General features: G+C 59.1%; 9 protein-coding genes. 2 read left to right on the top strand and 7 right to left on the bottom strand.

The genetic code is table 11. The features are described from left to right. Nucleotides 1–34: 34 nt before the first annotated feature. The 3 genes from QEV83_RS07055 to mntR form a co-directional block, all read right to left on the bottom strand. Entirely contained in the window at nt 35–865 is an 831-nt protein-coding gene (locus tag QEV83_RS07055; protein WP_280130498.1) for a tetratricopeptide repeat protein, read from the bottom strand. Beyond that, complete coding sequence (ilvD, locus tag QEV83_RS07060) at nt 858–2,588, bottom strand: dihydroxy-acid dehydratase (RefSeq protein WP_280130499.1); 1,731 nt, start codon at nt 2,586–2,588, stop codon at nt 858–860. Before ilvD ends, QEV83_RS07055 begins: the two co-directional genes overlap by 8 nt. 453 nt (nt 2,589–3,041) lie before the next feature. Further along, nucleotides 3,042–3,497, bottom strand: a complete 456-nt coding sequence (gene mntR, locus QEV83_RS07065) for a manganese-binding transcriptional regulator MntR (RefSeq protein ID WP_280130500.1) — start codon at nt 3,495–3,497, stop codon at nt 3,042–3,044. Between the two features lie 186 nt (nt 3,498–3,683). Here mntR and QEV83_RS07070 point away from each other — a divergent pair, with 186 nt between their 5' ends. Then, a complete protein-coding gene (locus QEV83_RS07070; protein WP_280130501.1) occupies nt 3,684–5,012 on the top strand; it encodes an Nramp family divalent metal transporter in 1,329 nt (442 codons plus the stop codon). A 3-nt stretch (nt 5,013–5,015) separates the two neighbouring features. Here the strand turns inward: QEV83_RS07070 and QEV83_RS07075 are convergent, their stop codons facing one another. From QEV83_RS07075 to QEV83_RS07090, 4 genes are all read right to left on the bottom strand, one after another. Further along, complete coding sequence (locus QEV83_RS07075; protein WP_280130502.1) at nt 5,016–7,865, bottom strand: valine--tRNA ligase; 2,850 nt, start codon at nt 7,863–7,865, stop codon at nt 5,016–5,018. A 157-nt stretch (nt 7,866–8,022) separates the two neighbouring features. Next, nucleotides 8,023–8,697 (bottom strand): DUF2497 domain-containing protein, encoded by a 675-nt coding sequence (locus QEV83_RS19450; RefSeq protein WP_348273264.1) that lies wholly within the window; start codon nt 8,695–8,697, stop codon nt 8,023–8,025. After that, nucleotides 8,627–10,087, bottom strand: a complete 1,461-nt coding sequence (locus tag QEV83_RS07085; protein WP_280130503.1) for a TolC family outer membrane protein — start codon at nt 10,085–10,087, stop codon at nt 8,627–8,629. Before QEV83_RS07085 ends, QEV83_RS19450 begins: the two co-directional genes overlap by 71 nt. A gap of 137 nt (nt 10,088–10,224) precedes the next feature. Then, nucleotides 10,225–10,938, bottom strand: coding sequence for a protein-L-isoaspartate O-methyltransferase (locus tag QEV83_RS07090; protein WP_280130504.1), 714 nt, complete (start codon nt 10,936–10,938; stop codon nt 10,225–10,227). Between the two features lie 255 nt (nt 10,939–11,193). Between QEV83_RS07090 and QEV83_RS07095 the strand changes: the two genes are divergently transcribed. Next, on the top strand, nt 11,194–11,760 hold the full coding sequence (locus tag QEV83_RS07095) for a DUF4337 family protein (RefSeq protein WP_280130505.1): 567 nt from the start codon (nt 11,194–11,196) through the stop codon (nt 11,758–11,760). Nucleotides 11,761–11,813: the final 53 nt, after the last annotated feature.

An 11,813-nucleotide genomic window follows, 5' to 3' on the forward strand; every position in this document is an offset into this window, starting at 1 on the left:
GGAGGGATGTGCTTTACATCCGTCCCCGCCCGGCTCAATTGCCGGGCCGTTTCAGATGATCTTCGAGGTAGGAGAGCGCCTCGCGCCGATCGTCGTCCGTAGCCGAACCCACAGCTTGGTCATAGAGATCGATGATCCATTTGTCCTTTTTGGAATCGATGGCCGCTTCGCGCGCCAGCGTCAACCACATGAGGCCCCGCGCCCGTTGCGCCGGCACCCCTTCGCGGCCCAGAAAAAGCGTCTGCCCGAGCAAAGCCTCCGCCTGAAGATGCCCCTTCGCCGCCGCAAGATTTAACCAGCGCACGGCTTCGCGTCCGTCTTTCTCGACCCCGGCGCCTTCGAGATGCATCCGCGCCAGATTATATTGGGCGTTCGCGTCACCGAAAGCCGTCGCCGCATATTGGAACATCCGAAGTGCCCGTTGCGGGTCAGGCCGGACCTTGTTGTTGATCCCGTTCAGATTGTAGACCCCAAGCGCCACGATCGCGCTCGAAACAATCCCCCGGTCGCGACGGCGGTCGGGATTGTCATCGTCATAACTGGCGACGATTTGGGAAAAATAATCGTAGGATTTCAGATCATCTTGCGGGACACCGTCGCCGTTCGCATAGATCCGGGCGAGCTCCCATTGGGCCAGAGGCTCGCCGCCGCTTGCGGCATAGGTCAACGCCTCGATGGCGGAAGATGCATCGCCCGCACGAAACCCTTCTATCCCGGCCTGCAACGCGGCCTTGGGAGTTGGAAATGCCGGACGCGGCGCCTTTTCAACACGTGCGCTCTCGGTTCCCTCGAAGGCACCGATGCGGGAGCCTGGCAGACAAGCGGCCAAACTCAGCAACAGAACTCCTGCAGCACGGCTAGACATCCGCATAGATCCTTACCTCATTCGATGCCCCAGGATGCGTCACGGCTCCGGTAACGGCCGGACCAACCACTTGGGCATATTTCCATAACGCACCGGAACCGAAATTAGTTTTACGGGGTTTCCAATCTTTTTTCCTTTGGGCGAATTCCGCATCCCCTATTTGGAGGTCGATGGTTCCATTAATGGCATCTATCGCGATGATATCTCCGTCGCGCACCAGCGCGATGGGGCCGCCGACCGCCGCCTCCGGCCCAACATGACCAACACAGAAACCGCGCGTCGCGCCCGAAAAGCGCCCATCGGTGACCAGCGCGACCTTGGAACCCATGCCCTGGCCGTATAAAGCCGCGGTGGTCGAAAGCATTTCGCGCATGCCAGGACCGCCGCGTGGCCCCTCATAGCGGATGACGAACACACAACCTTCCGTGTAGCGGCGGTTCGTCACGGCCTCAAAACATGCTTCTTCGCTGTCAAAGCAAAGCGCTGGTCCCTTAAAGGTCAGTTCCGCTTGCGGCATACCAGCGACCTTTACAATTGCCCCTTCGGGGGCGAGGCTTCCCCGAAGACCGACGACACCCCCCGTGGCGGTGATCGGTTTGTCGGCGGGCCAGATAACGTCCTGATCCTCGTTCCACACGACTTTACTTAAGTTTTCGTTAACCGTACGGCCAGTCACGGTCATACAATCACCGTGCAAGAAACCGTGATCGAGCAAAGTCTTCATCAATAAGGGAACCCCGCCCGCCTCGAACATATCCTTGGCGACGTATTTGCCGCCTGGCTTCAGATCAGCGATGTAGGGTGTCCGCTTAAAAATTTCGGCGACATCAAAAAGATCGAAGGCAATTCCGCATTCATTGGCGATCGCCGGGAGGTGCAAGGCGGCGTTGGTCGAGCCGCCCGAAGCGGCGACAACCGTCGCGGCGTTTTCGAGCGCCTTCCTCGTCACGATATCGCGCGGGCGGAGATTGCTGGCGATCAATTCCATCACCATTTCGCCCGCCGTCGTGCAGAACCGGTCGCGAATTTCATAGGGCGCCGGCGCCCCGGCCGAATAAGGCAGAGCCAAGCCGATCGCCTCCGAAACGGTGGCCATGGTATTGGCGGTGAATTGGGCGCCGCAAGCACCCGCCGAGGGACAGGCGACGGTCTCGAGCGTGTCCAGATCCTCGGCCGACATGTCGCCGACCGAATATTTGCCGACCGCTTCGAAAAGATCTTGGACCGTGACCGGCCGTCCTTTGAAGGTTCCAGGAAGGATCGAACCTCCATAAATGAAAATCGAAGGCACGTTGAGACGCAGCATCGCCATCATCATGCCGGGCAGAGATTTGTCGCAACCGGCAAGACCAACGAGCGCATCGTAGCAATGGCCACGCATGGTCAGTTCGACCGAATCGGCGATGACATCCCGCGAGACGAGCGAGGATTTCATCCCTTCATGGCCCATGGCGATGCCATCGGTGACCGTGATGGTGCAGAATTCGCGGGGCGTCCCGCCTGCCGCCGCCACACCCCGCTTGACCGCCTGGGCCTGCCGCATCAGGGAAATATTGCAAGGAGCCGCCTCATTCCAGCAGGAGGCCACACCTACAAGAGGCTGATGAATTTGTTCGCGCGTTAGTCCCATGGCGTACAGATACGAACGGTGCGGGGCGCGCGATGTGCCTTCCGTCACATGCCGGCTGGGAAGCTTTGATTTATCGAAAACGTGATTGTCCATAGAACAGGGTTCCGAACTTACCGGCCTAAACATGGGTTTGTCAGATTGCAGGCGTCGTCAAAAAAATCGTATGCCCCGCGTGTCAGCGGGCGGAAATTCCTATCGTGCAATGCGCCGCAAGCCACAGGCTGCGCCTTTGAAATTGGACTTCAATACCTACACTAGCAAGTTGTTAAAGACTAAAAAAGCGCGTTCTTCTTGCAATGCCAAGTCAAAGTTAACTCGTCTGCCTATGTGACATCAAAGTCACAAATTCCGCCATGGCTAGCGAATTTTGGTGTCGCTGCACACTGACGCCGAATTTTCAACCATTCATAGAACGCCCCGAGTCAACGCCCGGAGCCTAAGCCCGGCCACCGAAATGGATTGAGCGGAGCCAAACAAGACCCAAATGGGTTTTCACAATGAACCGGCAACTGTTGCGAGGGTTTACCTGGACGGGTTTCCGCGAGGCTAAGGACTATGCCGTTTCAAAAAACGTGCGAATGCCGCCAGCGCGATGTCGGACACATGATGCTCGATGCCCTCTGCGTCGAGTTCCGCGCAATCCTCGGGAACCCCGACGGCGCGCAAAAGATCGACGACGAGCCGGTGGCGGGAGCGAACCCGATCGGCAAGACCATGACCCTCGGGCGTGAGAAACACGCCACGGTAAAGCTTCGAGGTGGCCAGTCCCTCACGCTTGAGGCGGGTGATCGTCTTGATCGCGGTTGCATGGGTGACGCCAAGCCGGCGGGCTATATCCGTTGGCCGCGCCTCGCCATCGCTCGCCAGGAGATCGTCAATAAGTTCGACATAGTCCTCGAGAACCGCAGTGGCCTGGGCCGAGCGGGCTTTTTCAAAGCGCTCGGCCTGAACCGCTTCGCCGGGGAGTTCGGCGGGCGTCGCCAAAACCGCTTTCTTCACCATCTCTCATGTTTCCTTGGCCGCACCGCGCGCCCACGCAGCTCAAATTCGAACAAATGAGACTCAAGTCAACTTTTTTTGACTTCAACAATGATGTAGCCAAAGCTACATGTTATGGTATAGGGAGCGCAAGCTGCCGATCAGGAGAGCCCGACTTGTGATTTTTATGAATGGCTTGAAAGGACATTGATGCCGCTCTCCGCCGCCCAGACGATCCCGCGGAAAATCTCGCCTTCCCTTGGGGCCGCGCATGGCAGCGTGCACGTCCCAAAAACCGGTCCGCTTTTTCGCCGGTTCCTGAGTTTTGCGGGGCCAGGCTATCTCGTCGCCACCGGCTATATGGATCCCGGCAATTGGGCGACGGCGCTCGCCGGCGGCTCGAAATTCGGCATGGCGCTGCTGTTCGTCGCGGTTCTGTCGAGCCTGATGGCCATCGTCCTGCAGGCGTTGTCGGCGCGGCTCGCTTTCGCGACCGGGCACGATCTCGCCCAGAATTGCGGCCAAGCCTTCCCCCGCCCCGTGCGACTGGTGTTTTGGCTGATCATGGAGCTGGCGATCGTCGCGACCGACCTTGCCGAAGTCATTGGCACCGCGATCGGGCTTGAGCTGCTGACCGGCTTGCCACTTGGCGCCGGTGTCATTTTGACCTCGCTCGACGCTTTGCTCATCCTTGCCTTTACACGTTTTGGGTTCCGCAAGCTCGAAGCCTTTGTTGTCACGCTCCTCATCTTGATCGCATCCTGTTTCGCGATCGAGCTTGTCCTCGCCCGGCCAGATATGGCGGATGTCGCCAAGGCCCTTTTGCCCACCCGCGACCTCATCACCAATCCGGCGATGCTTTATATCGCGCTGGGGATTTTGGGCGCGACGGTGATGCCGCATAATCTCTATCTGCATTCGGGCATTGTACTCACACGCGCGGTCGGCCCGAGCCATGCCGAAAAATCGTCCGCGATCCGCTTCGCAATTCTCGATTCGACGATCGCGCTGCTTTTCGCACTGTTGATCAACGGCTCCATTTTAATCCTCGCCGCCGCCGCGTTCCACGCGCATGGCCATCCCGAGGTCGCCGAATTGCCGGATGCCTACCGGCTGATCGCGCCACTGCTCGGCAGTGCGCTCGCCGCCAAACTGTTCGCCATTGCGCTCATTGCCTGCGGTTTGAACTCGACCCTGACCGCTACCCTCGCCGGTCAGATCGTCATGGAAGGTTTCATCAATATAAAGCTCAATCCCGTGGCCCGGCGGCTGCTGACGCGGCTCGTCGCCATCGTGCCCGCCGTTGGCGTCATCCTCATCGGTGGCGCCAGTGCGACCAACGGCTTGCTTGTCCTGAGCCAAGTCGTGTTGAGCCTCACCCTCCCCTTCGCGGTCGTTCCGCTGGTGTGGTTTACCGCCTCCCGCAAACGGATGGGCAGGTTGAAAGCACCCCTCGCAACCACAGGTATCGCCGCCGTCATCGGTGTCGCGATCATCGCCTTGAACACAAAGCTCGTGTTAGACGCCATCGCCGGGTGAGCGCTAGAGATCGCCAAGCCGGGTGCGCGCGGCTTCGAGCTTTTCGACGCGCGACAGAGCCTCGCTGAGTCTTTCGCGGTTTTCCTCAATCACCTCTTCCGGCGCGCGGGCAACGAAGTCGGCATTGTTGAGCTTTGCTTCGATTTTTCCGGCCTCGCCCGTCAGTTTGGTGATTTCCTTGGCAAGCCTTGCCTTCTCCGCCGCAACGTCCACGATGCCTTGCAGCGGCAAGGCCGCGAGCGTTTTCCGCACGACCATCTGCACCGATTTCTCCGGCGGTTCGGCGGCAAAGGAAATGTCCGAAAGCCGGGCGAGGCGCTTGAGGGTTTCGGCCCATGCTTCCGCGCGCGCTTTGACGTCCGGTGAGGTGTTCACGAGCACCAGCGGAATTTGCGCGGCGGCGGGCACATTCATTTCCGCCCGCACCGAACGGACCTCCGAAATCAGGTCAACGATAAAGCTGAGCTCGGCTTCTGCCGCAGGATTTTCATATCCCTCCATCTGGGGCCATTCGGCAAGGGCCAGCACAGTCGCGCGGGGCAGTTCGGGGGTGGCGGTGATCGCCCAAAGCTCCTCGGTCATGAATGGCATGAACGGATGCAGGAGTTTTGTGATTTCTTCGAGGACAAAGGCGGTCGCGGCGCGCGTTTCGTCCTTGGCTGGTCCATCGGCGCCCTGCAGGAGCGGCTTGGCGAGTTCGAGATACCAGTCGCAAAAAATATTCCAAACAAACCGATAGGCGGCGTTGGCGGCATCGTTGAAACGATAGGCCTCGATCGCGGCGGTCACATCGGCGAGCGCTTTGGCAGTTTCGCCAATGATCCAGCCATTGAGCGTGATTTGAACCTGGTGCGGATCGAACGCGGCTTGCCGCACGCAGCCGTTCATCTCGGCGAAACGCGCCGCGTTCCAGAGTTTTGTTCCGAAATTCCGGTAGCCCTCGATGCGTTGCGTCGAAAGCTTGATGTCGCGGCCCTGCGCCGCCATAGCGGCGAGCGTGAAGCGCAGCGCGTCCGCGCCATAGGTCTCGATAAGGTGCAAGGGATCGACCACATTGCCCTTCGACTTCGACATTTTCGCGCCCTTCTCGTCGCGGACGAGGGCGTGGATATAGATGTCGTGAAACGGCACTTCGTCCATGAAATGCAGACCCATCATCATCATCCGGGCGACCCAGAAGAAGATGATGTCGAAGCCGGTGACGAGCACGCTCGTCGGATAGCGATGTTTTAGCTCCGGCGTCTCATCCGGCCAGCCGAGGGTAGAGAAAGGCCAGAGGGCGGAGGAAAACCAGGTGTCGAGGACGTCGGGATCGCGCCAGATGGGAATTGGTCCTCCGTCGAAGACCGGATTCATCACATTAGCAAAATCTGCATAATCAGGCTTGGAACTCAAAACTCTGATTTCTCGCCCTTCTGAAAGTGCCTCCCTATATCGACTTTTTGCGAGTTCGATGGCCTGCGTTTCGCTGGGTGCGACGAAAATCTCGAACTCTTCTGCTAAGGCGCTTTTTGCAGCAGTGAATTTCGGTCCATACCAAGCGGGTATCTGATGACCCCACCAGAGTTGGCGCGAGATGCACCAAGGCTGAATGTTTTCGAGCCAATCGAAATAGGTCTTCTCCCAATTTTTCGGGATGAAGCTCGTGTTGCCTCTCCGAACTGCGTCCAAGGCGGGCTGAGCGAGAACCTCGGCTTTGACATACCATTGTTCAGTCAGCCAGGGCTCTATGATGGTACCTGAGCGGTCGCCATGTGGGACCATATGCGTGTGAGGCTCGATCTTATCAAGGAGGTCACGCGCGTCCATCATATCGATAACTCGCTTACGTGCTGCTTCCCGAGATAGTCCTTCCAGCTCTGTCGTCTCCGTAAGGTCGTCTGAAGCTGGAACACCACCAAAAAAACCCTGTCCAACGCCAAAGAATGTGATTTTTGCTTCAGGATCTAAGATATTGAACATCGGTAGCTGATGCCGCCGCCCCACCTCAAAGTCATTGAAATCATGCGCCGGTGTAATCTTCACAGCGCCCGTGCCTTTCTCGGGATCTGAATATTCGTCGGCAACGATCGGGATCAGGCGCCCGACCAGCGGCAGGCGCACGCGCTTCCCTTGCAAAGGCTTATAGCGCTCGTCGTCTGGATGCACGGCGACGGCCGTATCGCCGAGCATGGTTTCCGGCCGCGTCGTCGCGACCACGATGAATTCGTCGGTCTCTTTCCCTACGTCATCGACGACCGGATATTTGAAATGCCAAAGATGGCCCTTGGTCTCGACCTGCACGACCTCGAGATCGGAGATCGCCGTTTGCAGCGCAGGGTCCCAATTGACGAGACGCTTGTCCTTGTAAATGAGGCCTTCTTTATAGAGCGCGACAAAAACTTTCGTGACCGCGCGGGAGAGCCCTTCGTCCAGGGTAAAACGCTCGCGCGACCAGTCGCAGGAGGCCCCGAGCCGTTTGAGTTGCTCGATGATCGCGCCGCCCGATTCCTCCTTCCATTGCCAAACGCGCTCCAAAAATTTTTCCCGTGTCATATCGCGCCGGCCGGGTTCCTGGCGCTCCATCAATTGCCGCTCGACCACCATCTGGGTCGCGATGCCGGCGTGATCGGTGCCGGGCTGCCACAGCACATCCTTGCCGCGCATCCGCTCGAACCGGCAGAGAATGTCCTGCAAGGTCGTATTGAGCGCGTGCCCCATATGCAGGGAGCCGGTGACATTCGGCGGCGGAATGACAATCGTGAAAGGCGCCGCCCCTGCCCGCTCCGGACGGCCCGCCCGGAAGGCGCCAGCAGCCTCCCATAGAGCCGAGATACGGCCCTCGACCACGTTGGGATCGAACGTCTTTTCCATTGAGAGTGTTCCGCGTTTCGCCTGCGCGCTCAGCGAGCTGCATCAGCTGTGAGCGATGGCAAACAAGCGGCCAAAAAGCAAGAGCGCGGGGACGCCCGGCCCCCCGCCGCGCGGGGCTTAAGGCGGAAGCAGCCGCACCGCTGGAGGCAACCCCCGCTTATTCGCCGCGCGCGACCCGCTCGATCTCGGCGGCGACGAGACGTTCCACGATCCTCGGCAGATTGTCGTCAAGCCAGGTTTTGAGCATAGGACGCAGCATCTCGCGGGTTAGACCGACGACGGCATCGCTGTGTTGAACGAAGCGGCTGGCAAGCAGCGTGTTGAAGGCTTCGCGCACGGAACTGTTGGTGGCGTTTGAAACGCGGGGACTGCCATTACCCGACCCTTGCTCGACGCCATCCCCATTGAGATCCGGCCGCTGAATCTCCTCCTGCGGGCCAGCTTGGCTCGCGGACAACGCTTGGTCGTCGGCGATGATACGCCGGATTGAAGCGAGAATTTCTTCCATGGAAGGTTCGTGCGGCCTTGACTGCGGCATGGGACGGTCTTTCGGGAGGGGATTGGCTACGTTCATGATCAGGCCTTCAAAGCGGTGGGTCCGCGGACCTTGAACAATCGCTGACGCACGGGAAAGGGCTATCGGGCCCAGGAAGGTGTCCCACCGGAGCCTGCAAACTGACAGGATTTGTTCCTGTTTGACAAGTCGATGCGCAGCTTGGCGTATGCGCCTTGACCCAAGCTTGCGGAAGGAAGCCGGATCGTTAGCGCCCATCCGGGGTGCGAAGGCCGATCCATTTGTCCTTGACCTGGTCGAAATGGATGGTCGGGTCATATTGCGTGACGGTCAGATTGAGATTGGCCGCAGCGAGCCGGCCGATCGCCGCCATGACAGCATAGGAGGCGACGACCCTGTCACGCTGCGCGATCACGAGACTGACCCGCGTATTGAGCAAGACCTGCTGGGCGAAGAGAATATCGAAAGTGGTCCGCTGGCCGACGTCCGCCTCCTGCCGGATTCCGTCGAGCGCGATCTCGGCCGCCTTAACCGCTGCCTTCGAGGATTGGATGACCGCTCGCGCGGTGTCGAGTTGGCCCCAGGACGAAACCACGGATGCGCGAATGATGTCGCGCTGAAGATCGGCTTGCAGGCGGGCCTGACCCAGCGTTTCCTTGGCCTGGCGCACACGCGCGTAGACTTCGCCTCCTTCATAGATCGGCACCGTGACCTGCCCCATGATCGAACCGTTGAAGAAACGTTCTCCCTGGATACCGGTATTATTGTAATTTTGCTGAACATTGCCGACGAGGTTGACCGTCGGGTAGAGTTCTCCCTCGACAAGCTTGACCTGAAGGGCGGCCGCGTCCGTCTCATGCAAAGCGGCTTGAATGGCGGGATGCTCGGCCAGCGCCAAGTCTACTGCGACGCCAAGAGAGCGCGGCAGCAAGGATTCGATTGTGCGCGCCGGTTCGAGCCGCGTCGGTTCGACGCCGATGATCTGGCGGTAATTGGCGACGCTGTCTTGAAGGATGGCTTGCGCGGTAAAATAATCGGAGCGCGCCGTCGCAAGACTTGATTCGGCCTGAGCGACGTCGGTCCGTGTCACCTCGCCAACCGTGAACCGGTCGCGGGTTTGCCGCAATTGCTCTTCGAGGACGATGATGTTGTTCTTGCGCAGATCGAGGATCGCAGTATCGCGCAGGACATTCATATAAGCGGTCGCACCGGCGATGAGCACGCTTTGCTCCGTATTCCGCAAGGTCTCACGTGCGCCGAAGATGGTCGATTCGGCCTGCCGCACCCCGTTGACCGTGCGGTTGCCGTTAAAGAGATTTTGGGTAACGGTTAAACCAAGCGATCCCGGGTCCGTCCCCTGCCTTGTCCCGACCCGGGTTCTGGTCACCGGAGCGTTCGTGCCGAGCCCGGTCGTCGCCGTTCCGATGGCGGACAGATCGAAATAATTATAGCCATACTGCCCTGTCGCAACGGCCGTCGGCCGCCAGCTGGAGGTTGCGCGAGGCAAATTTTCGTCCGTGGCGCGGACCCCGGCGCGTTCCTGGTTCAAGTCCGGGTTACCGGCATAGGCGCGCGCCAAGGCACTCGACATCGTTTCCGCGCGGCTGGCCGAATGGCAAAGCGGGGACAAAACAATAAAAAATCCAGCAAGTCCCGCGAAAAAGGCGCGCGGCTGGATTATTTTACGAGCTAGGGCGGCACGGCGCATCAACGGACACCCATCAACTATTTTAGCTTGGAGTGGCGACGATTTGCCAGGCCAGCGAACAAAATCATCAAATCCGAGTGCCGCCGCCAAATTGTGACGATTGCGGCAAACCTCCCCGCTTCCTCCTGAGTAACACGTCAAAAAAACGTGAATTGCTCGGTCCGCCGGAAAGCGTCGAGGAATGGGGCCGAAGCATCAAACAAAATCCGGTAACCGGTTGCTCCGTCAATCTTTTCGTAGCGCACGGCTTTGCTGGCCCGCCCCGTCAGATCGCCGGGAAGCGGCACGAATGCAGCCAAACGGCCGCCGTTCTTCAGTTGCGCAAAGAGGGCATCGAGATTGGCCTCAACCGCGCCGTGAACGAAAATCACGTCAAAGGGCGCTTCGTTAGGCGCACCGCCTTCAAGCGGCCCAAGGACGGTTTGCACCTTGGTCAATCCAGCGGAATCGAGATTGGACCGTAATGCTTTGGAGAGCGCCGGGTCCGATTCGAGCGCGACGACAGTCCCGGCCAGTCCCGCCAGCAGCGCTGATGAATAACCGGTTGCCGCCCCAACATCGAGCACACGATCAGCCGGTGTCACATGAACGCCTTGGATGAGACGCGCCAGGATGAGCGGAGGCAAAAGTGTGCGGCGTTCACCGCCGGCGTTCAGCTGCAGCCCATTGTCCGAATAAGCCAGCGGCGCGAGTTCGGGGGGAAGAAAATGTTCACGCGGAACGTCCAGCATCCTGGCCAAGAGGGCTTGATCGGTCACGTCAAACGTCCGTACCTGGCAATCGACCATGGTGCGGCGGTTGAGCGATGATTGCTCCACGGTGTCTATCTCTTCAACGCTGGTCGCCTGCATGATTTCCCGACAACTCCTTTTTGTGGCTGGACTTCGCGAGACCTCGCGGGTATCTAGCCGCCGTAGCCGAGTTATAGATTTTACCCTAGCTTCTGTCCATTAAAACGCCGGTTGTCACGCCGTGATTCAAACCGAACAAGCGCACTTGCGGCTCTAGGAGGACATTGCAAAGGCAATTTTGGCCTTAGCATGGCTCATGGTGGCGCTCATACGGATATGACGATACCAAGCAGATCAATATCGGGGAGCTAGTCTATGTCCGAATCGCCAGCCGAGCATTTCGAGCATGCCGAACACGCAGAACATGCTTCGCTGCTGGGCGACCCTTTTCTCATGAGGGTATCGGTCACAATTGCGATCCTCGCGGTTGTCGCAGCCACGGTCGGCAGCCTTGAGACGCTCGAAACCGCCGCCGCGATGAACGCCAAGAACACGGCGGTCCTCATTCAGAATCAAGCCACCGACAATTGGAATTTTTATCAGGCGAAGAGCATCAAGAAGAATCTCTATGCCATCGCCGCCGCCAACGCCGGCCCCCAGGCCGACGATTTTAAGAATCAGGCAGAGCGATACGGCAAGGATGAGGAGGAGCTGTTCGCCAAAGGAAAAGCCCTCGAACGGCAAACCGAGGATAATCTGCGCGAGAGTGAAAACCACGAACACCGCCACCATATTTTGACGGTCGCTGTCACGCTACTACATGTCGCGATTGCTATTGCGACCATTTCGATCATCATGCGCGGTCAGCGGTGGCCGTGGTACACGGCTCTCGTGCTCGGCGCGCTTGGCTCAATCGGCGCGGCCTACGCTTATCTCGGCTAAAATTACGATCACCCAGTTGCAAATGAGGCGCGCGAGCCCAGACGCAGGATCGC

Origin of the sequence: Methylocapsa sp. D3K7, from assembly GCF_029855125.1 — a bacterium.
Lineage (GTDB): Bacteria > Pseudomonadota > Alphaproteobacteria > Rhizobiales > Beijerinckiaceae > Methylocapsa.

Excerpts from the sequence above, each read along its gene's own strand:
- QEV83_RS07055 (WP_280130498.1), bottom strand. The coding sequence starts at position 865 with ATGTCTAGCCGTGCTGCAGGAGTTCTGTTGCTGAGTTTGGCCGCTTGT.
- ilvD (WP_280130499.1), bottom strand. The coding sequence starts at position 2,588 with ATGGACAATCACGTTTTCGATAAATCAAAGCTTCCCAGCCGGCATGTG.
- mntR (WP_280130500.1), bottom strand. The coding sequence starts at position 3,497 with ATGGTGAAGAAAGCGGTTTTGGCGACGCCCGCCGAACTCCCCGGCGAA.
- QEV83_RS07070 (WP_280130501.1), top strand. The coding sequence starts at position 3,684 with ATGCCGCTCTCCGCCGCCCAGACGATCCCGCGGAAAATCTCGCCTTCC.
- QEV83_RS07075 (WP_280130502.1), bottom strand. The coding sequence starts at position 7,865 with ATGGAAAAGACGTTCGATCCCAACGTGGTCGAGGGCCGTATCTCGGCT.
- QEV83_RS19450 (WP_348273264.1), bottom strand. The coding sequence starts at position 8,697 with ATGACCCGACCATCCATTTCGACCAGGTCAAGGACAAATGGATCGGCC.
- QEV83_RS07085 (WP_280130503.1), bottom strand. The coding sequence starts at position 10,087 with ATGCGCCGTGCCGCCCTAGCTCGTAAAATAATCCAGCCGCGCGCCTTT.
- QEV83_RS07090 (WP_280130504.1), bottom strand. The coding sequence starts at position 10,938 with ATGCAGGCGACCAGCGTTGAAGAGATAGACACCGTGGAGCAATCATCG.
- QEV83_RS07095 (WP_280130505.1), top strand. The coding sequence starts at position 11,194 with ATGTCCGAATCGCCAGCCGAGCATTTCGAGCATGCCGAACACGCAGAA.